At 72.2% G+C, this 20747-nt stretch carries 17 protein-coding genes; 10 read left to right on the top strand and 7 right to left on the bottom strand.

What is annotated here, in order from left to right:
- The first annotated feature begins 303 nt into the window (after nucleotides 1–303).
- The gene (locus ABUL08_RS23985; RefSeq protein WP_350938811.1) at nucleotides 304–720 is read left to right on the top strand and encodes an LppU/SCO3897 family protein; all 417 of its coding nucleotides are present in this window, start codon (nucleotides 304–306) and stop codon (nucleotides 718–720) included.
- Between the two features lie 137 nt (nucleotides 721–857).
- A complete protein-coding gene (locus ABUL08_RS23980; protein ID WP_350932225.1) occupies nucleotides 858–2096 on the top strand; it encodes an ATP-binding protein in 1239 nt (412 codons plus the stop codon).
- A 31-nt stretch (nucleotides 2097–2127) separates the two neighbouring features.
- Here the strand turns inward: ABUL08_RS23980 and ABUL08_RS23975 are convergent, their stop codons facing one another.
- Entirely contained in the window at nucleotides 2128–2673 is a 546-nt protein-coding gene (locus tag ABUL08_RS23975) for a GNAT family N-acetyltransferase (protein ID WP_350932224.1), read from the bottom strand.
- Between the two features lie 147 nt (nucleotides 2674–2820).
- Here ABUL08_RS23975 and ABUL08_RS23970 point away from each other — a divergent pair, with 147 nt between their 5' ends.
- Nucleotides 2821–3366: a DoxX family protein gene (locus tag ABUL08_RS23970; RefSeq protein ID WP_350932223.1), complete on the top strand. Its 546-nt coding sequence runs from the start codon at nucleotides 2821–2823 to the stop codon at nucleotides 3364–3366.
- 203 nt (nucleotides 3367–3569) lie between these two features.
- Nucleotides 3570–5012 carry a glycosyltransferase 87 family protein gene (locus ABUL08_RS23965; RefSeq protein ID WP_350932222.1) on the top strand — a complete coding sequence of 481 codons (1443 nt, stop codon included), beginning with the start codon at nucleotides 3570–3572 and terminating at the stop codon, nucleotides 5010–5012.
- Between the two features lie 33 nt (nucleotides 5013–5045).
- Here the strand turns inward: ABUL08_RS23965 and ABUL08_RS23960 are convergent, their stop codons facing one another.
- The 5 genes from ABUL08_RS23960 to ABUL08_RS23940 all read right to left on the bottom strand — a co-directional run bounded on the left by ABUL08_RS23960 (nucleotide 5046) and on the right by ABUL08_RS23940 (nucleotide 11030).
- Nucleotides 5046–5477, bottom strand: a complete 432-nt coding sequence (locus tag ABUL08_RS23960) for a molybdenum cofactor biosynthesis protein MoaE (protein ID WP_350938810.1) — start codon at nucleotides 5475–5477, stop codon at nucleotides 5046–5048.
- Nucleotides 5474–6733: a molybdopterin molybdotransferase MoeA gene (locus ABUL08_RS23955; RefSeq protein ID WP_350932220.1), complete on the bottom strand. Its 1260-nt coding sequence runs from the start codon at nucleotides 6731–6733 to the stop codon at nucleotides 5474–5476. Before ABUL08_RS23955 ends, ABUL08_RS23960 begins: the two co-directional genes overlap by 4 nt.
- A gap of 37 nt (nucleotides 6734–6770) precedes the next feature.
- Entirely contained in the window at nucleotides 6771–7241 is a 471-nt protein-coding gene (locus ABUL08_RS23950; RefSeq protein ID WP_350932219.1) for a MogA/MoaB family molybdenum cofactor biosynthesis protein, read from the bottom strand.
- A complete protein-coding gene (gene moaC, locus ABUL08_RS23945) occupies nucleotides 7238–7729 on the bottom strand; it encodes a cyclic pyranopterin monophosphate synthase MoaC (protein ID WP_350932218.1) in 492 nt (163 codons plus the stop codon). Before moaC ends, ABUL08_RS23950 begins: the two co-directional genes overlap by 4 nt.
- A gap of 259 nt (nucleotides 7730–7988) precedes the next feature.
- On the bottom strand, nucleotides 7989–11030 hold the full coding sequence (locus tag ABUL08_RS23940) for an AfsR/SARP family transcriptional regulator (RefSeq protein ID WP_350932217.1): 3042 nt from the start codon (nucleotides 11028–11030) through the stop codon (nucleotides 7989–7991).
- A gap of 547 nt (nucleotides 11031–11577) precedes the next feature.
- Between ABUL08_RS23940 and ABUL08_RS23935 the strand changes: the two genes are divergently transcribed.
- From ABUL08_RS23935 to ABUL08_RS23915, 5 genes are all read left to right on the top strand, one after another.
- Entirely contained in the window at nucleotides 11578–14124 is a 2547-nt protein-coding gene (locus ABUL08_RS23935) for a putative bifunctional diguanylate cyclase/phosphodiesterase (protein WP_350932216.1), read from the top strand.
- A gap of 47 nt (nucleotides 14125–14171) precedes the next feature.
- Nucleotides 14172–15467: a glycosyltransferase 87 family protein gene (locus ABUL08_RS23930; RefSeq protein WP_350932214.1), complete on the top strand. Its 1296-nt coding sequence runs from the start codon at nucleotides 14172–14174 to the stop codon at nucleotides 15465–15467.
- 53 nt (nucleotides 15468–15520) lie between these two features.
- Nucleotides 15521–16153: a phosphoribosyltransferase gene (locus ABUL08_RS23925; RefSeq protein WP_350932213.1), complete on the top strand. Its 633-nt coding sequence runs from the start codon at nucleotides 15521–15523 to the stop codon at nucleotides 16151–16153.
- Nucleotides 16154–16176: 23 nt separating this feature from the next.
- On the top strand, nucleotides 16177–16563 hold the full coding sequence (locus ABUL08_RS23920) for a TFIIB-type zinc ribbon-containing protein (RefSeq protein ID WP_350932212.1): 387 nt from the start codon (nucleotides 16177–16179) through the stop codon (nucleotides 16561–16563).
- Between the two features lie 89 nt (nucleotides 16564–16652).
- A complete protein-coding gene (locus ABUL08_RS23915; RefSeq protein WP_350932210.1) occupies nucleotides 16653–17324 on the top strand; it encodes a maleylpyruvate isomerase N-terminal domain-containing protein in 672 nt (223 codons plus the stop codon).
- Between the two features lie 10 nt (nucleotides 17325–17334).
- Here the strand turns inward: ABUL08_RS23915 and dnaB are convergent, their stop codons facing one another.
- Complete coding sequence (gene dnaB / locus ABUL08_RS23910; protein ID WP_377522576.1) at nucleotides 17335–18723, bottom strand: replicative DNA helicase; 1389 nt, start codon at nucleotides 18721–18723, stop codon at nucleotides 17335–17337.
- A gap of 413 nt (nucleotides 18724–19136) precedes the next feature.
- Here dnaB and ABUL08_RS23905 point away from each other — a divergent pair, with 413 nt between their 5' ends.
- Nucleotides 19137–20705 carry a hypothetical protein gene (locus ABUL08_RS23905; RefSeq protein WP_350932208.1) on the top strand — a complete coding sequence of 523 codons (1569 nt, stop codon included), beginning with the start codon at nucleotides 19137–19139 and terminating at the stop codon, nucleotides 20703–20705.
- Nucleotides 20706–20747 lie beyond the last annotated feature (42 nt).

The raw sequence follows: 20747 nt of genomic DNA, 5'->3' as shown, positions 1-20747 counted from the left end.
TACCCGCCACCCCCGGCGGGGAGCTACCCCCCGCCCGGTGGGGCGGTCCCGCCGCCGCCGGGGAGCGGCTACCCGCCGCCGGGTGGTGGCTATCCGCCCTCGGGTGGCGGCTACCCGCCGCCGGGTGGGGCGCCCGTCTCCGGTGGCGGCTATCCCCCGCCCCCGGGGCCGTTCCCGCCGGCCGGTCCGGCTCCCGCACCGTTCCCGCCGGCCGGGGATCCGAATGCCGCGCCGTGGGGTGCTCCGGCCGCGCCGGGCTATCCGGTCGCCCCGGCCAAGCCGAAGCGCGGCGGCCGGATCGCCCTGATCATCACGCTGGTGGTGCTGCTCGTGCTCTGCCCCTGCCTTGGGTTGGCGGGCTGGGGGGTGTGGAAGGCGGGCCAGGAGAAGGACAAGGTCGCGACGCCGTCGACGAGCGCCCCGGTGGTGCCGACCGACGAGCCGACCGCGGCTCCCACGACCGCCGAGCCCAGCCCGACCGAGGACCCCGAGGAGGACCTCGCCAAGGGCGACTGCGTGGTCAACGACGGTACGGACGCCGACGCGTCGCTGCGCAAGGTGAAGTGCGGTCCGGGGACGTACCAGGTGCTGCTGCGGATTCCGGGTACCACCGACGGTGACCGGTGCAAGAAGGCGGCGCCGACGGCGACGGCCAACTACGTCAGCGACAACCCGCTGGACTCGCTGGACTTCGTGCTCTGCCTGAAGAAGCGCAGGTAAGCCGGCGTAGCCAAAACTAGGGCTGTCTAGCGTGGACGCTAGACAGCCCTAGTTTCATCTCGACAGCCCCGACACGCCGGTAGCCGCATCTATCCATCTCTAGCCCTCCGGCTAGACGGCCCGATACGGTGCGATACGTGGATCCGGTCCGCAACCCGTACGCTCCGGGCGCCGGCCAGCGCCCGCCCGAACTCGCCGGGCGGGGGCGGGAACTCGACGTCTTCGACGTGGTGCTGGAGCGGATCGCCCGGGGTCGCCCCGAACGCAGCCTGATGCTCACCGGCCTACGCGGGGTCGGCAAGACCGTACTGCTCAACACCCTCCGCTCGCAGGCCATCAACCACCTCTGGGGCACCGGCAAGATCGAGGCGCGTCCCGACCAGTCACTGCGTCGCCCGATCGCCGCCGCGCTGCACATGGCGGTCCGGGAGTTGGCTCCCCGACACCGCGCCCCGGACCGGATCGACGCGTTCCTCGGCGTGCTCAAGGCGTTCGGGCAGCGGCCCGCGCCGACCGGGCGGGCCGGGGCCGCCCCGAAGCTGCGCGACCGCTGGCAACCCGGCATCGACGTGCCGGCCACCATCGGCCGGGCCGACTCCGGGGACATCGAGATCGACCTGGTCGAGCTGCTCAGCGACGCGGCGGCGGTGGCCGCCGACGTGGGCACCGGGATCGCCGTCTTCATCGACGAGATGCAGGACGTCGGTGCGGAGGACGTCTCGGCGCTCTGCGCCGCCTGCCACGAGCTGTCCCAGCTCGGCGCGCCGCTGATCGTGGTCGGTGCGGGGCTGCCGCACCTGCCGGCCGTGCTCAGCGCCGCCAAGTCGTACTCCGAACGGCTCTTCCGCTACCAGCGGATCGACCGGCTGGACCGGATCGCCGCCGACCAGGCCCTCTGCGCGCCGGCCGACCGGGAGGAGGTCGAGTACGAACAGAAGGCCCTCGACCTGCTCTACGAGAAGTCCGGCGGCTACCCCTACTTCGTGCAGGCGTACGGGAAGGCCACCTGGGACCACGCGCCGCGCTCCCCGATCACCGCCGCCGACGTCCGGGTCGCCGCGCCCGAGGCCGAGGCGGAGCTGGCGGTCGGCTTCTTCGGCTCCCGGTTCGAGCGGGCCACCCCGGCGGAGCGCGAGTACATGCGGGCGATGGCGACGCTCTCGCTGGTGGAGGGGGAGGAGAGCGCCGGCCGCGACGACATGGACGCGGCGGTCCCGACGGCGGAGATCGCCCGTTCCCTCGGACGCAAGCCGGCCAGCCTCTCCCCGGCCCGGGACGCGTTGATCAAGAAGGGATTGATCTATTCCGGCGAGCGGGGCACGGTCGCGTTCACCGTGCCGCACTTCGGCCGCTACCTGCGCACCCAGCCGGCCTGACCGGCACCTCGGCCCCGGAAACCGGGCCGGCTCACACCTTCGACCACGGTGGCGGGAAGACCACCTCGCCGCGCGGCACCGGTCCCGCACCGCTGACCGACGGCGGCAGCTCCAGCGCCTGCCACGGGTCGCCCAGCCCTGACCAGGGGCTGGTCAGCCCCATCCGGTCGGCACGGCCGAAGCCGAACCGCCGATAGAAGGCGGGATCGCCCAGCACCACCACCAGCCGCTCGTCCAGCTCCGTGGCGGCGTCCAGGGCGGCCTGCACCACCGCGGTGCCGTGCCCGATCCGCTGCCGGTGCGGGGCCACCGCCACCGGGCCGAGCGCGAGTGCCGGTGCCGAGCCGCCGTCGGAGCGGACCCGGACCCGGGTCAGCAGCGCGTAGCCGACCACCTCGCCGCCGGACTCGGCGACCATGGCCAGCTCGGGAACCCAGGCGTCGCTGTGCCGCAACTCCTCCACCAGCCCCACCTCGGGCGGGGTGGCCACGTCGGGTCGGGCGAAGGCGGCGGCCAGCACCCGGGCGACCGGTCCCTCGTCGGCCGGGTCCTCGGGGCGGAGCCGCAGCGTCGTCACCCGCGCGACGTTACCGCGCGTACCCGGTCCATCCGCGACGGTCGCTGGAATTCGGCGTGGCGACCATCGCCGACGGACGTCCATGTCGGCCGATCCCTTTCGAGTGTTGCGGGGGTAGCCGCGTCCGCGGCGGGGTATGACTGATCCATGAAACCCGTGCGCTCCCTCGCCCGTGTCCTGTTGAGCGGCATCTTCGTGGTCAGCGGCGCCCGCAATCTGCAGAACGCCGGACGGCTCGTCCCCGCCGCGAAGCCGGTCACCGATCGGGTGACCCCGCTGCTCCAGAACCTCTCCCCCCGCATCCCGACCGACACCGAGAGCCTCGTCCGGATCAACGCGGCCACCCAGCTCGTCGGTGGGCTGATGCTCGCCACCGGGAAGTTCACCCGCCCGGCCGCCCTGGTCCTCGCCGGGACACTGGTGCCGACCACCGCCGCCGGTCATCCCTTCTGGAACTCCGAGGACGCGGCGTCGCGCAACAACAACCAGATCCACTTCCTCAAGAACCTCGGGCTCGTGGGCGGCCTGCTGCTCGCCGCCGCCGACACCGAGGGCAAGCCGGGGCTGCGCTGGCGTACCGGCCATCGGATCGGCCACTCGCGACGCTCGATGCAGCGGGCGGTCCGGACCGCCCGCCGAGAGGCGAAGATCGCCGTACGCTCGGCGGCCACCGCCCGACGACTCCCCGGCTGACCTGCAGCTATCCGGCCGCCACCCCCGCAAGGCCGCGAATTACCTGAACCACCAGACACCCGTTAACGCGGTGGAAACGTCGCAAACATGTGTGGGATCGGACACGGTCGCATAACGCGGGAGGCATCAACGTGAGGCGCCGTTCTAGGCTCCGTGCTGGACCTGGACGGGTAGTACGACCTTGGTACGGGGGTGGCCACGTCATGCCGGCGACCGTCGCAAGACGGATGAGCCGCCTCGCCCCAGTCCATCGCGTGACGCGTGGGATCGATCGCAGGACAGTCGTACGGACCGGCATCGTGGCCGCCGTCGCCTATGCCGCATGGCTCGCCATCGGGGCATTCGGGCGGCCGTACAACTTCTTCGACATGAAGATCTATCACGGTGCGGTGGTGTGGTGGGCGAGCGGCAACGAGCTCTATGACTTCATCGCGCCCTCGACGACCCTGGGTTTCACCTACCCGCCCTTCGCGGCCGTGGTCATGCTGCCGATGTCCTGGCTGCCGGTCGAGGCGGCCGGCTGGCTGAACGCGCTGGCCAGCATCACCGCGCTGGCGGTCGTCCTGACCGCGCTGCTGCGCCCGGTGGTGGACCGGCTGGGCTGGTCGCTGCGCTTCACCGTGGCGATCGCGGTGCCGATGGCGGTGGCCATCGAGCCGTCCCGGGAGACCCTCGGCTACGGCCAGGTCAACCTGCTGCTCTTCGCGTTGATCATGGCAGACCTGGTGGGCCTGCGCTGGCGGGCGAAGCGGGGCACCCACCACGACACGGCCACCTCGGCGGCGACCCGGTTCCTCTACAGCGGGGTCTGGGCGGGTGCCGGGATCGGGCTGGCCACCGCCGTCAAGCTGACTCCGGCGCTCTTCGTCGTCTATCTCATGATCACTCGCCAGTGGCGGGCCGCGATGACCGCGATCGGCACCACGATCGGCGTCACACTCGGCTCGTTCGCGCTGGTCGGCGAGGAGTCGCGGACGTACTTCACCAGCGTGCTGTGGCAGACCGAGCGGGTCGGGGCCGCCGACATGACCCCCAACCAGTCCCTCGCCGGCCTGCTGGCCCGCCTGTACGACTCGATCGAGACGCCCAAGCTGCTCTGGCTCGCCTTCGCCGTGCTGGTCCTCGCGCTGGGCCTGTCCCGGGCGGCGACCGCGCGGGCCGACGGCGACGAGCTGACCGCGTTCACCCTGGTCGGCCTCACCGCCAACGTGATCAGCCCGATCTCCTGGTCGCACCACCTGGTGTGGGTCATCCCGGCGATCATCGTGCTGGCCGACGCCGCGGTACGCCGCCGCGAGGCGAGCCGCGGGCTGCTGCCCCGGGTCAGCTCGGCCGCCGCCGGTGGGGTGCCCGGAGTCAACGCCCTGCGCCCACCGATCTGGTACCCGACGCTCACCGGCCTGCGGCACGGTGCCGCCGCGCTCGGGCTCTACCTGCTCTTCCTGATCTCGCCCATCTGGCCGTACGAGCACCAGCTGCCCGAGGTGTCCCACTACCAGGACGGGCTGTTCGGCGCGCTGATGGAGAACTCCCTGGCGATCGCCCTGATCGTGCTGGTCGCGGCGCTGCCGTGGCGCCCCGGCGCGGAACCGGCGTTCTACACCGACCGGCTGGCCCGGGCCGGCCAGCTCACCGGCCGCCGCTGACCGTTCCCACGGGACGGCAGCCGGGTCGAGCGGTCAGGGGCAGTTCACCCACTCCTCGGTGCCGTCGGTGAACACCTGCCGCTTCCAGATCGGCAGCCGCGCCTTGACCTCGTCGACCAGCCGGGCGCAGGCCGCGAACGCGGCGGCCCGGTGGGCGGTGGCGACCGCCGCGACCAGGGCCGCGTCGCCGATCTCCAGCGGGCCGATCCGGTGCGACACCGCCACCGCGTAGACCTCCGGGTCGGCGGCGACCTCGGCGGCGACCTCGCGGAGCACGGCCTCGGCGGTGGGGTGGCCCTCGTACTCCAGGCTGATCACCCCGCGCCCGTGGTCGTGGTCGCGGACCACGCCCTGGAAGGAGACCACCGCGCCGGCCCGACGATCGGCGACCGCCGCCTCGTGCGCGGCCAGGTCCAGCGGCTGCTCGGTGACCGTGCCGTACGCGACCGTGCCGGCGGGGCTCACCACGACCGCTCCCCGGGCAGCAGCGGCAGCGGCACGACCGGCACCCGCGCGCCGACCTCCCCGCTGGTGCCGGGCCGGATCACCGCGAAGCCGTCCGCCCCGGCCAGCCCGCGCAGCATCGCCGACCCGACGTGCCGCACCGGATGGGCGGTGCCGGCCGCCCGGTCCAGCCGGACCAGCGCGAGATGGGTGTAGTCGCCCCGGCCGGGAACCGGCTCGGCGAGGGTCGCCTGCGGCAGCACCGGCATCGGCCGGCCCTGGAGTCCGGCCAGCAGCGGAGCGACCAGCGACACCAGCGCGACGATCGCCGACTGCGGGTTGCCGGGCAGGCCGGCGACGAACCGGACCCGCCCGTCGGCACCGGCCAGCCGGGCCAGCAGCATCGGGAAACCGGGGCGCACCGCGACCGTGTTGACCACGTAGTCGGCACCCAACGCCTCCAGCGTCGGGTGCAGGTGGTCGACCGGGCCGTGCATCGTGCCGCCGGTGGTGCAGACCAGGTCGGCGGTGGCCAGGGCACCCCGCAGGGCGGCCACGTGGGCGGGCAGGGTGTCCGCCACCGGGCCCACCACGTCAGCCGGGCGCACCGCGCAGCCGTAGCGGCGCAGCCAGGCCGGCACCGCCGGGCCCAGCGCGTCCCGCACCCGGCCGGCGGCGGGCGGACCGGAGGTGAGCAGCTCGTCGCCGAAGACCAGCAACGCCGCGCGCGGCTGCCGACGGACCCGCAGGGAGTCCAGGCCGCAGGAGGCGGCCAGCCCGATCAGCGCCGGGTCGACCGGGGTGCCGGCCGGGACCAGCTCCTCACCGGCGTACGCCTCCTCGCCCGGCATCCGCCACTCGGGTGCCGGTCGGGGCGTGCCCGCGACCAGGCCCTCCGCGGTGCGGGTCGAGTCCTCGATCCGCAGGATGGCGTCGGCCCCCTCGGGGACCATCGCCCCGGTCGCGATCTCGACGGTGATGCCGTCAGCCGCCAAGGGAGCCGGAGTGTTACCGGCGAGCACCCGCCCCACCACCCGCCACGGGCCGTTGCCGCGCACCGCCCAGCCGTCGACGCTGGAGGTCGGGAAGGCCGGCAGGTCGCTCCGGGTGGTCAACGGCTCGGCGAGGGTGTGCCCGTCGGCGTCGGCGAGGCCCCGGTTGACCGCGGGCAGCGCGGCGGCGAGGCCGACCGCGTACACCCGGGAGCGGGCCTCCTCCCAGCCGGCCGGCGGCGGCGTGGCGACCGGGGCCGCCGCGGCTGCGGTTTCCGTGCTCATCGGGCGAGCCTATCGCCGCGACGGCGACCCCGCGTGGTCAGTGGTCCCCGCCGCGGAGCTGGTCGACGGCGTGCACGAGGATCGGCCCGAGCACGGCCAGCCCGTCCCTGGCCCCGCCGCGCGAGCCCGGCAGGTTCACCACGAGCATCCGGCCGGCGACCCCGGCCAACGCCCGGGACAGGGCGGCGGTGGGCACCTGGTCGCGGCTGTACGCGCGGATCGCCTCGGCGATGCCGGGGATCTCGTAGTCGAGCAGGGCGCGGGTCACGTCGGGGGTGCGATCGGTCGGGGTGATCCCGGTCCCGCCGCTGGTCAGCACCACGTCGACGCCGTCCGCCAGGGCGGCCCGCAGCGCCGCTCCGACCGGCTCACCGTCGGGCACCACCACCGGCTCGTCGACCTCGCAGCCCAGCTCACGCAGGCCCGCGACCAGCAACGGACCGCTGGTGTCGGCATAGACCCCGGCGGCGGCCCGGTTGGAGGCCACGATCACCCGGGCCCGGATCACGACCGGTCCTCCGGCCGGACCCACTCGCCGGTCTTGCCGCCCTCCTTGCGGAGCACCCGGACCGCGTCGACCGACGCCGCCGGGTCGACGGCCTTCACCATGTCGACCAGGGCCAGCCCGGCCACGGCCACCGCGGTCAGCGCCTCCATCTCGACACCGGTGCGGTCGGCGGTCCGCGCGGTGGCGGTGATCTCCACCGTGTCGCCGGTGAGCCGCAGGTCGACGGTCACCCCGTGCAGGGCGATGGGGTGGCAGAGCGGGATCAGGTCGGGCGTGCGCTTGGCCCCCATGATGCCGGCGAGCCGACCGACGGCGAGCGCGTCGCCCTTCGGCAGACCGTCACGGCGCAGCAGGTCAACCACCTCGGCGGTGGTGCGCAGGCGGCCGGCGGCGACCGCCAGCCGGCCGGAGACCGGCTTGGCGGAGACGTCGACCATCCGGGCCGCGCCGGCCGGGTCGACGTGGGTGAGCTGGGCGGGATCCGTCACGGCCGCGAGCCTATCTTTCGGGTACGACCGCCACGTCAGCCTCCGAGCGGGGGAGCGTCACGGTTGACTGCGCCAGGGTGCCGATGGCGCATCCGCGACGCTCCCCCTTGCCACCCGCCGCCGAGTCGCTGGGGGGAAACCTGGCGGCAGGCGTCGAAGTCGGCGCAGCCCTGACCTGCAGGATCTCCCCCGATCGCCGACACACGCGGGACACTAGCGAGGCCGGCGATAAAAAACCGATAAGCCGGTGCAGCCCTGGTCAGCCGACTGGGCCAGGGCTATTTGTCAGTCGAAGGCGTACATGATGTTGCTCGGGCACATTCACCTGCTCGAAGAGCACCAGCGCCCGCTGCCAATAGCGACAGGCCGCGTCAGGGTCCGTCGCCACCTCGCACTCCGCCAGACCCGCCAACGCCCGACCCTGCTCGTGCGGATGATCAATCCGGGTGGCCAGGTCCAGCGCCATCCGGTGGCCGTCCATCGCCTCAGCCCGCCTGCCCATCTGCAGAAGCGTTCGGGCCAACTCGTTCAGGGCCGCCGCCTCCGCGTGCCGTTCGCCGCAGTTCACGGCGCTTTCGATAGCGGCCCGATGGATCCTCAGCGCTTCTTCGTGGCGACCAAGCTGTCGGTACGTACCCGCCAGATCGCTCAACGTCTCCGCTGTGGCGAATCCATGACCAGTCCGGGCTCGCAGCGCCAGGGAAGCGCGGAGCAGACGTTCCGCCCAGACGCTTTCCCCAAGCCGGTAGCGCACCCCACCCAGGTGACCGAGAGCATTGGCGATCTGGAAGAGATCCTGCCTGGTACGGGCCAGGAAGAGATGGGTGCGATGAAACCTGGCCGCTTCTGCGTATTCTCCCAGGGAACGCAGAATGAGACCGACATTCGACAGCACCGGGAGAGTGTCCAACGATTGTTTCCTGAGCATGGATAGCTGGACGTCCAATGCGTCCTGCAGTCGCCCGAGGCGCCAGTACACGATGCTCATGTTGACCCGGGCTCGCTCGGTTCCGTCGTCGTCATGCAGGCGGGTGCGGATCGCCACCACCTGGTCGAGATGAGCCAGCGCTTCGCGATAGGAGGCCGTGCGGACGAGGGCGGAGGCGAGATAGTTGTGCATCAGGGCAACGGCGGCCCTGTCGCCCGAGCGCCTCGCCGCCTTCAACCCTTCTTGATGGGTGATCGAGATGTCGTCGAAATAGCCGCGTAGGTAGAAGAAGCGCCATCCGGCGCGAGTCAGTTGCCACGCAAGGGTGTCATGACCATCTTCCACGGCTCGGCGGACCAAGGCCGCCAGGTTCAGTCGCTGTTCCTCCAACCAGTCGAGGTCACCCGGGCGACGGACAGCCAGAAGTTCAACACGCCGCGGAAGTCTCGCCCGCAGGTGTGAGTCCAGCAGTCGCTGGTCATCGATCGACTGTGACACCTGCACCACGGAGTGAAGGAAATGATCCAGAAGGTTTTCCATCGCCGTTCGCCGTGTCACCTCGGTATCGAACTGCAGCGCCAACTCTGACGAATACTGGCGCATGAGGTCGTGCAATCGATAGGAGCCACCGGAACCTTCCTCCAGCAGATACCGGTCAACGAGTTCATCCGCCAGAGCCGCCGCTTCGCTCAGGGGGAGGTTCACCAGTGCGGCGATCATCGCAGTGTCCAGATGATTACCCGGGTGCAGGCCGACGGCCCGGAACACCCTTTTCGCCGATGGGCTGAGCGGCTCGTAGGAGGCCGCGAACGCTCCGACGATCGTGCGGTCCTCGGCCTGCAACTGCGGGAGAAAGATCGGCTCCCGGTCGAGACGACGGGCCATGTCAGACATGCTCCAAGTGGCCCGGTGGGCCAGCCTGGCACCAGCCAGACGTATGGCCAGGGGCAGATGTCCGCAACGGCGGACCAGTTGGCGGGCCCCATCAATGTCGGCCGTCACCCGGTTCTTACCGACCAGGGCCGCAAGCAGTTCCAGAGACTCCTCCTCGGCGAGCACAGGCAACGAAAGAGGCGGTCGGGTGGTGAGCGCGAGCAACCGTCTACGGCTGGTCACGAGGATCGCAGCCGTGCCGACGCTCGGCAGCAACGGCTCGACCTGTGCGCTCTCTGCAGCGTTGTCGAGCACCACGACGACGCGTCGGAATGCCGTCTCCCGTCGCCACGCCTCAATACGGGCATCGAACTCGGCCGGGATCCGGTTGGCCGGAACGCCCAACTGGCGGAGCAGGTCGAACAGGGCAGCGGCCGGCGAGATCGGCTCTCCACTGCCGTGCCCCCGCAGGTCGAGGAAGAGCTGCCCGTCGGGGTAGAGCCCGGCCAGGAGGTTCGCCAGATGCACGGCAAGGGTTGTCTTTCCACTGCCTGCCATGCCGTCGATAACCGCCACTGTCGGCCCAGCCGAGCCAGGAGACATCTCTCGCGAGAGTCGTTCCACTGCCTGCCCGCGTCCGACGAAGTCAGTCACGGTCCGGGGGAGCCAGTTGATCGGGGAGCGTGCGTCGGTGATTGCATCACCCCGCCTGCTTGCGGCGGAATCCGTGCTCGGTCCGCCGAAGTCGACCGGCAAGCCCTCGTCGTCCAGCAGCGACGCATAGAACTGCCGAAACTCCCTGCCTGGTTCGACTCCGAGCTGGTCGGCCAGGATTCGGCGGGCCTCGTGGTAGGCGGCGACGGCACCCGCTGCATCGCCGGTCTGTCGAAGAGCGCGCACCAATAAGAAGTGGGCGTGCTCGCGGAGGGGGTGCGCGCTGACCAGTTCGCGTAGCGCAGCAATGGCAGCATCGGTCTCTCCGATACCGGTGCGCAGGTCTGCGAGAAGCTCGATGTCGGCGAGTTCCTCCTCCTCGACGCGTATCCGCCGGGCGGAGAGGCTGGGACCGAGGGACAGGCCGGCGAGCAACGTTCTTCGTCCGCCGGAGAGCGCGCGAGTCAGCAGCTCGACTGCCCGCGACGACTCACCTGCACGGGCTGCTGCACGGGCTGCTGCACGAACTTGGTCGACACGTCCGACGTCAGTCAGGAGCGGCGCCACGTCCAGGCGGTAGCCCGACCCGTCCCGTACGAGGAGATTCCGCCCCTGCTCGGTGGCATCGAAGGCGCGACGGAGGTTCGCGGCGTAGGTCCGAACGTTGGCAACGGCGGAGCGGGGCGGCCCATCCGGCCACAGTTCGTCGATCAACTCGTCGACCATGACCAGGTGCCCCGGCTCCACCGCCAGCCGGGCCAGGACCAGCTGTTGTTTCGGCGTGCCGAGACGGAGAGGCTTCCCATCGAGCCGCGCTGAGAGGCCGCCTAGGACTCGGATTTCCAATAGGTCGACTCCGGTGTCAGCATCCGCTACCGAGACCTTGGAAGTCTAGCGATTCACTGTCCGTTTCCACCGCCCCGTTCCTAAAGGCAGCTGCTGACACCTGCTTGCCCAGTCGGACGAATCGGGCCGAGATCCAACCGAACCACTGATGAAGGTTGCGGGTCAACTCGCAATGCTCATCACGGGCATGTCTGCCATCCACACGGGATTGCAGTGGGCAACCGAACAGCCACCTTTCGCACACTCGTAGCTGCGCTCCGCACAGACGCAATGGACAGAACGTTATGAATGACCAACATCTTAGCTGATATTGCGCATACCGACATTTATGCCTTCTATATGTACGCATCGGTCTTCTAACCTATCGGTCGTTGACCTGAAGGTCGCCCATGGATCTTCGGCAAGCGAACGAGAGGAGTCGGACGATGCGTAGCACCGAGTGGCACTGATCTAGCGCTTCACGCGACCAAACCATCACGGTAAGCTCGCAGCATCGACGAACTGGCTGAGCCGACCCACGGCTGGAGCCGTCAGCCCGTGGAGCTGAATGAGCCACACTGAGGAACGACGGGCTACTGAGACCGCGCGGCGCTTGACGACGCTTGTCGGCCTCATCGTCGTTCTTGCCTTTGCTGCTTCCGTCGCGGCCTTCCTTCTCTTCGTCAGTCACCCCCCAAGCTCCATCCGGGACGGCGCCACCCTGACTGCACTCACCTTCATGATCGCGGTCAGTGTGATCGTCAAGACGACGGTTCGAATTCGCTCCACCACATTGGCCATCGCCTGGGTCGAGACGGCCATCGTGATCGGCGTAGCCATTGCACCGGCCTCGTGGGTCGTCCTGAGCACCGGCGTGGGGGTCGCCGCGGCATCCGCCGTGCTGCGGCTAACCGCCATCAAGACCGCATTCGGCATCGGCAAGAACGTGCTGGTCGCAGGCAGTGCCGGGGCCACGGCCGCTCTGCTCGGCTGGCAGGCAACGGCTTCCGTTGGGTCCGCTCTCGCAGAGTTGGCGGCGATTTACGCCGTCGCCGCGCTGCTGGACGACCTCCTGGCGATCCCTGTCATCGCGCTGGCCTCCGGCACCCGGATCTACCGCCAGTTCCGCAGCAACCTCGATCTACGTCTGGCGGGCTTCGCCGTCCGCTTCGTCGTGGCCGCCTCCACCCTGCTCATCCTGCGGGCCGACCCCCGACTGCTGCTCGCCGTACCGCCGCTGGTGCTCAGCCTCCACCTCGCCTACTCCACCCGGATCCGCACCCGCACCGAGCAGCAGGCATGGCAGCGGCTCGCCCGCACCACCGACGCCCTGAACGTCGTCGACCTCGACGAGGTGCTCACCACCGCCGTCACCCAGGCCGCGGAGCTCTTCTCCGCCGACGAGGTCGAGATCGAACTACGCGGCACCGAACGGATGATCCGCGGCACCGCCGCAGGCCCCGGTTACGACGGCCCCGCCGCCGAGCCGAGCGAGGTGACCGGCACCGTCATCCCGGTGGCGCTGGAAGGCCACGACCGTTCGATCGACCTCGGGGTGCTGCGGCTACGGTTCACCGGGCCGGTGGCGCTCTCCGAGCGGGAGCAGTACACCCTGCGTACCTTCGCCTCCGCCCTCTGCACCGCGGTCCGCAACGCCCAGGCGTACGCCGAGCTGGCCCGGATCGCCGAGGAACACGCGTACGCCGCCCGCCACGACGCGCTGACCGGGCTGGCCAACCGGCGCCACCTCCTCGACGAGGGCAGCGAGCAGCTCGGCCGGCGGCACGCCGACGGGGTGACCGCGCTGGTGCTGATCGACCTCAACCACTTCAAGGAGGTCAACGACACCCTCGGGCACGCCGCCGGGGACCAGGTGCTGATCCAGGTCGCCGACCGGTTGCGTGGCGCCGCCCGCCCCGACGACCTGGTGGCCCGGCTCGGTGGCGACGAGTTCGCGGTGCTGCTGCGTGGCCTGCCCGCACCGGCGATCGCCGCACACCGGGCGGAGGCGCTCCTCGGCGCGTTGCACGAGCCGCTCGACGTGGACGGCATGCGGATCAGCGTGGAGGCCAGCGGCGGCATCGCCATCGCCCCGGCCAGCGGCGGGATGGCGGAGCTGCTGCGCCGCGCCGACGTGGCGATGTACCAGGCGAAACGGGCCGGCCAGCGGATCTCCACGTACGCCCCGACGCGGGACACCGCCGACCTGGGCCGGCTCACCCTCGGCGGCGACCTGCCCCGCGCGGTGGCCGACCACGAGTTCACCGTCAACTTCCAGCCGATCGTCGACCTCGGCACCGGGCAGGTGACCGGCGCGGAGGCGCTGGCCCGCTGGCACCATCCGACGCACGGAATGATCGACCCGCTGCGCTTCCTGGAGGCCGTGGAACGCTCCGGCCTGCTTCCGGCGTTCGCGGAGGCCATCCTCGACCAGGCGCTGATCGCGGCGGGCAGCTGGCGGGCCGCCGGCCACGACCTGCCGGTCTCGGTGAACGTCTCCCCGCGCAGCCTGCTCGACGCCCGGTTCCCCGGGGCGGTGCTGGCCCGGCTGCGGGCGCACGACCTGCCGCCGGACCGCCTGGTGCTGGAGCTGACCGAGACCCTCACGCTCAGCCAGCTCGACGTGGTCGACCGGGTGCTCAGCCGGCTGCGCGACTCGGGCGTCCGACTCGCGCTGGACGACTTCGGCACCGGCTACTCCTCGCTCTCCCTGCTCTCCCGCATCCCGGTGCACGAGCTGAAGGTCGACCGCAGCTTCGTCACCTCGATGGAGAGTTCGGCCGAGGCCGCCGCGGTGATCCGTTCCACCGTGGACCTCGGTCGCAGCCTGGACCTCGCGGTGGTGGCCGAGGGCGTGGAGAGCGAACCGCAGCGCCGGGCGCTCTGGGAGCTGGGCTGCGCCTCCGGTCAGGGTCACCTCTTCGCCCGGCCGCTGCCGGCCGGCGCACTTCTCGCCGCGCTCCAACGCGGTGCGGGCGGGCGACCGGGCACCCTCGCGGCACCGCTGCACGACGCCGGCGCGGTCATCCGGCTGCCGGGACGCCGCCAGGGTGGCCGGAGCCGGGCGACCGGGAACGGCGGCGGACCGGCGGTGGAGGAACCGCGCCGCCACTGACGCCACGTCGGACGGGACCATCCCCGTCGTCTGCCAGACTTGCCCGCGTGACCGCCACCCCCGACCCGGAACCGCGCCGCCCCAGCCGCTGGTCGGCGCTGGACACCGCCGCCGGTGGCCTCGCCCTCGACCTCGGCCTGTACGCCGTGTCGGCGCTCTTCGCCGCGGTCACCGCCGTCACCTCCACGCTCCCGCCGCACCGACCGTGGGGTGCCATCGCGGCCGTCGGATACCTGGTCGCGGCGCTGGCCGTGGCCGGTCAACTGCTGCTGCGTCGTCGGCACGCCGACGCGCCGGCCGTCGGGCCGACCGCCCGCTGGGCGGTCACCGGGTTCGCCTGGGCCACCACCACCCTGCTGCCGCTGATCGTGGAGAGCTGGCAGCGGGCGTCCGGGCGTACCGACCGGGCGCAGGAGGAGGTGGTGGTGGTGGAGCACGCCGGGGCGCGGCTCGCCGAACACGGCACGCCCTACCTCGGGCACGACGCGATCGCCGCGCTGCCGCCGGGGGAACAACTGCTGGGCTACACCCCGTACCAGCCGGGAATGGCGCTGTTCGGGCTGCCCCGGACGGTCGTCGACGCCTGGTGGACCGACGCGCGGGTCTGGTTCGCGCTGGTCACCGCGGTGACGCTGGCCCTGGCAGTGGTGACACTGCGTCGCACCGGTGCACCCACCGGCCGACGGGACGCGGCGGTGCTGCGGGGCGTTCAGGCCGCCACCGTCCTGCCGGTCTGCGCGCTGACCCTGGCCACCGGCGGCGACGACCTCCCCGTACTCGCGCTCTGCCTGCTGGCCCTCGCGCTGGCCGCCGCCGACCGGCCCGGCCGGGCCGGCGTCGCGGTCGGCCTGGCGGGTGCGCTGAAGCTCTTCGCCTGGCCGGTCGCGGTTGTCCTGATCTGCTGGGCGGCGACCCGGCGGGCCGGCCTGCGGACCGCCGCCGGCGCGCTCGGGCTGCCCGCCGCCGCGCTGCTGCCCGCCCTGCTGGTCGACCGGGACGCCCTGGTGGAGAACGTGCTCCGCTTCCCGCTCGGACACGGCCTGGTCACCAGCCCGGCGCAGTCCCCGTTCCCCGGCCACCTGATCGCCACGGCGCTGCCCGCCGGCCGGGTGGTCGCCGCCGCGCTGCTCGTCGCGGTCGGCGTGGCGATCGCCGTCCGGCTTCTGCGCCGTCCGCCCCGCACGGCCGCGACCACCGCGCTGATCTGCGGGTACGGCCTCCTCGCCGCGATCGCGCTGATGCCCTCGACCCGCTTCGGCTACCTGCTCTATCCGCTCGCCCTGCTGGTCTGGGTGCCCGCGCTGGCGCTCACCGAACGGCCGGTGCGCCCGGAGGTCGGGTGACCGCTTCCGGGAAGTTCCGGACGCGGCGCACCGCCAGGGCGTAGACCTGAGGCATGACCACGTACCGCGACCGGGCCGAGGCCGGCCAGGCGCTCGCCGACCGGCTCGCCGACCTCGCCGGGCGCCCCGACCTCGTCGTCCTGGGGCTGGTCCGCGGCGGCGTACCGGTGGCCCGGCAGGTCGCGCAGCGGCTCGGCGCACCGCTGGACGTGCTGGTGGTCCGCAAGCTCGGCATGCCGTGGGCGCCCGAGGTGGCCTTCGGCGCGCTCGGCCCCGGTGGCGTGCAGGTGCTCAACGAGATGGTCGCCGGTCGGCTCAGCGACCGCGACCGGGACCAGGTACGCCGGCGGGAACAGGCCGAACTGGACCGTCGGGAGAGCCGCTACCGGGCCGGTCGGCCCCCGTTGGACCTGCACGGTCGCACCGCGATCATCGTCGACGACGGCCTCGCCACCGGTGCCACCGCCCGCGCCGCCGTGCAGGTGGCCCGGCACCTGGGGGCCACGCGGGTGGTCGTGGCCGTCCCGGTCGGCTCCGAGCAGGCGTACGACCTGCTGGCCCCCGAGGCCGATCAGGTGGTCGCCGTCCAACTGCCGCCGGAGTTCGGCGCGGTCGGCGCCTACTACGACGACTTCCACGAGGTCTCCGACGACGAGGTCACCGAGGCGCTCACCGCCACCGCGTGAGCCCACCCGGTACCGTCGGTGCCATGCAGCTCACCTGCCCCAAATGTCACGGAGACATGCGCCAGTACGAGCGCAGCGGAGTGATCATCGACCAGTGCGGCGAGTGCCGGGGAATCTTCCTCGACCGCGGCGAGCTAGAGAAGCTCTTCGAGGCCGAGGCGAACTGGAACCGGCAGCACACCGCCCCGACCCCGGCGCCGCAGCCCACCGCCGGTGGCTACGCACCGCCCCCGCCACCGCCGCCCGCCGCCGCCCCGCACCAGCCGGGCTACGGCACGGTGCCCCCGCCGCCCCCACCGCCCCCGGGTCACGGCTACGCCCAGCCCGCGTACGGGCAGCACCACGGCTACCACGGCCACTACCGGCGCAAGAAGCACCACGGCGGGTTCCTCGGCGAACTCTTCGACTGAGCACGGCGGGCCGGGGCGGATGCCCCGGCCCGCTCGCCGTACCCGCCGTCCCGCGTGCCGTGCGGCGTCGCTCGTGCGACGCTCGGGCGATGACCGGGCACATCGCGCTGGCGCAGGCCTACGACGGCATCACCCGGGTGGTGTCCGACCTCTCCGACACGGATCTGCAACGACCGACGCGCTGCCGCGGCTGGCTCGTCGCCGACCTGCTCCTGCACGTCCTCGTCGACGCCCAACGGGCCCTGGTGGCGCTGGCCAGCCCCGCCGAGGGACCGGCCGACGTCGACGACGTCAGCTACTGGCGCGAGTTCACCCCGGGCCGGGACGACGAGGCCGCCGCGCACGCCTGGTGGGTCCGCCGCTCGGCAGCGGCCTTCCCCCGGCCGAGCGGCGTGGTCCAGGTCTGGTGCGACACCGCGCCCGCCGCCGTCCGCGCGGCCGGTGCCGCCGACCCGTCCGGTTGCGTCACCACCCAGGGGCACGTGCTCCGCGTACCGGATCTGCTGGCCACCCTCACCACCGAGGCCGTGGTGCACCACCTCGACCTGGTCGTCGACCTGCCGGACGCGCCGGCACCCGGCGCCGCCGCCGTCGCCGTGGCGGTCGCCACGATGGACGGTCTGCTCAGCGACGACGCGGTCCGCCCCACCGGCTGGGACGACCGGGACTATCTGCTCAAGGCCACCGGCCGGGTGCCGCTCACCGAGCGGGACCGGCGGGAACTGGGCGAGGCCGCCGGCTGGTTCCCGCTGCTCGGCTGAGCGGCGCGGCTCAGACGATCGCCATGTCGACGAAGCGGGACAGGTGCAGCTGCGCCGCGACCGTCACGGTGTCCGTCGGACCGTTTCGATGCTTGGCCACGATGAAATCCGCCTCGCCGGCGCGCGGCGACTCCTTGTCGTAGTAGTCGTCACGGTGCAGCAGGATCACGACGTCGGCGTCCTGCTCGATCGAGCCGGATTCCCGCAGGTCGGACAGCTGCGGTCGCTTGTCCGTACGCTGCTCGGGGCCACGGTTCAGCTGACTGACCGCGATCACCGGGCACTCGACCTCCTTGGCGAGCAGCTTCAGGCCACGGGACAGGTCCGCGACCTCCTGCTGCCGGCTCTCGGTGCGCTTTGGCGAGGTCATCAGCTGGAGATAGTCGACGACGATCATCTTCAGGTTGTGCTTCTGCTTGAGCCGACGGGCCTTGGCCCGGATCTCCATCAGGTTCATGCTCGGCGTGTCGTCGACGAAGAGCGGCGCCTCGCTGATCTCGCCCATGCACCGGGCCAGCTTGGTCCAGTCGTCGTCGGAGAGCTGCCCGCTGCGCAGCACGTGCAGCGGCACGCGGGCCTCGGCCGAGAGCAGTCGCATGACGATCTCGACCTTGCTCATTTCCAGCGAGAAGATCGCCGCCGCCTGGTTGGCACGAATGGCGGCATTCCGCGCGAAGTCCATACTCGCGGTGCTCTTTCCGAGACCCGGCCGGCCGGCAACGATGATGAGTTGGCCCGCGTGCAGGCCGTTGAGGAGTCGGTCCAGGTCGCTGAAGCCGGTCGGCACGCCGGTCATCACGCCGCCCTGCGCACCGACCGCCTCGATCTCGTCGAGGGTCGGCTGGAGCATGTCGGCGAGGACGGCGAAGTCCTCGCTGACCCGGCGCTCGGTGATCTCGTAGACGGCCTGCTGGGCCAGGTCCACCACGTCGTCGACGTCGCGGCTGCCGCCCTGGCCGGTGCCGTATCCGAGCTGGACGATCTTCGTACCGGCCTCGACCAGCCGGCGGAGCACGGCCCGCTCGCCGACGATGCGGGCGTAGTAGGAGGCGTTGGCGGCGGTGGGCACGCTCGCGATCAGCGTGTGCAGATAGGGGGCGCCACCGATCCGGGCCAGATCGCCGGAGTCGGCCAGGGCCGCCGCGACGGTGATCGGGTCGGCCGGTTCGCCCCGGCCGTAGATGTCGAGGATCGCGTCGAAGATCGTGGCGTGCACGGGTCGGTAGAAGTCGTTGGACTTGAGGATCTCCACGACGTCGGCGATCGCGTCCTTGGAGAGCAGCATGCCGCCGAGCACGCACTGCTCGGCCGCCACGTCCTGCGGCGGGGTCTTGTCGAACTGCCCGTCGCGCTGTGGTGGTGGCGCGGACGACGGCCCCCCGGCCCGCTCCGTCCGCATGTCGTCGGTGACCGACACGGGTCCCCCCTCATTGCGTCGGATCGAGTCCAGCTCTACCGCCGGGGTCTGACAACTTCCGACGACCCCTCCGGTCGATCGGGGGCCACCGCCCGGACGGTCGGGAGCCAACGATACGGAACCCGAGGTCAGCCGCTCAACAAGGCCGGTGGACGAGCCTCGGGACAACCTGTGGACGCCGGTGGACGGACATGTGCGCAGGGTGTGCACAGCATGTGGATAAGTGATGGGGAATTCTGACGGCAACCGCTCTGACCTGCGGTTATTCAATCCCCACCCTGTGGAGGAAAGATTTCGGGTCGAGCCCTGGGGCCGATCGTCCCGTACTATCTCAGCGAACGGCTACACCTGGACAGCGGATTGCGCTTTCGGTTGAGAAGGGTCACGCTCCGGCCGTGAGTTACCGGGACTGGGGACGCGGGGAGGGCAGCCCGCGCGAGCGCCAGCCGATCGCCCCGTGGGACGCTCCCGCCGAGTCGCTCCCGGTCGACCCGTACGCCGCCGACTCCGACCGGCGCCGCACCCCCAGCCGCCGCCGCGCCATCGAGCGCGGGCAGGAGGAACCGGTCGACGCGTACCTGCCGAGGTGGGCGCTGGAGTCCGGCATCCGCCGCGCCGACGGTGGCGGCCGACACGCCGCCCCCGACGACGACGATGACGAGATCGCCCCGCGCTCGGACCCCGGGCGACGCGGCGCGACCGACATCGGCCGCCGCCGGGAGTCCGGCCGGCGCGACCTGCGCGCGATCGGCGCCGCCCCGGCCTCCGACCACACCGCCGAGTGGACCCTGGACACCCCGCAGGAGCAGGGGTACGTCGGCAGCCGGCGCGCCGACTCCGCCGAGGGGGAGCCGGTCTCCGGCGCGGCACCGCGGAGCCGGCCCCGTCGTGCCCCGTCCCGGCGGCCGCAGGTGGTCTGGTCCGGCCTGGAGGAGTCCACCTCCGCCGCCCCGGCGGTGGAGCCGGGCTACGGGTGGGACGGCGGGCCGACGACCCGGCGCACCCGGCGCGGGGTCGACTCCTCGTGGTCCCGCCCGGCGGCCGACTCCTGGGACCGGGGGCGACCGGCCGAGCCGGACCCCGCCGACCGTCCCGCCGTCGATCCGTGGGACGCCTCCGGCGTGCACGCGTGGGATCGTTCCGCCCCGGGTGGCCGGTGGGACCAGGCGGACGGCACCGGCCGCTGGGATCAGTCCGACAACACGGGCGAGTGGGACCGGTTCACGGACACCGGCCAGTGGGACCGGTACGCGGAGCCGGCCCGCTCGGACCGGTACGCCGAGGTCGACCAGTGGGACCGGACGGCACCGCCCGGCCCGGTCCGGGAGCGGGTGGCCGAGGGCTGGGCCACGACCGAGCAGGCCGAGGGGTTCTGGTCGGGCACCCGGCTCGCCGGGGACGACCCGCGCTGGGTGGACGCGCCGTCGTCGGCGCCGCGCTCGCCCGTGGTGGCGTACACCGCTCCGCGCCCGCGACCCGGTGCGGTGCCGCGCCGCCGGGCGGAGCCGGCGGGTGCGGGTCGGGGTGCCGGTGGCGGGTCGGTCCGGAGCCGGATCGAGACGATGGGTCGTGGCTCGTGGAGCCGCCGGCTCGAGGACGACCTGCTCGATCCCGATCCGGGTGGTCCGGTCCGTCCGCTGCTGTACACGGCCGCGTGCTATCTGGTCCCCGGGGTGCTGGTCTTCCTCTGGCTGCTGACCCTGAGCGGTCAGGCGCCGCCGGGGTGCGTCACCGACATCACGGGCGGCGGGTGCGACTCACCGCGGGCGCACGCCTTCGACTCGCTCGTCGCGGGTGCGCCCCGTTTCGCTCTGGCGCTGGTCAGCAGCCTGGTGGTGGCGGTGCTGCTGCGCCGGGTCGGCACCACCTGGCGCTCCACGACGGTGGCGCTCGCCGCTGCGGTGGTCGGCGGTGGCCTCTCCACGGTGATGATCAGCGCGGTGACGGGCCAGCCGATCGGCTGACGCCCCGCGAGCGCCGGCAGCTACGAGCGCTGACCGGGCGTC

This window comes from Micromonospora sp. CCTCC AA 2012012 (genome assembly GCF_040499845.1).
GTDB classification, from domain to species: Bacteria; Actinomycetota; Actinomycetes; order Mycobacteriales; family Micromonosporaceae; genus Micromonospora; species Micromonospora mangrovi.
Note: the sequence above shows the minus strand (reverse complement) of the source record. Positions and strands in the feature narration are given on the sequence as shown.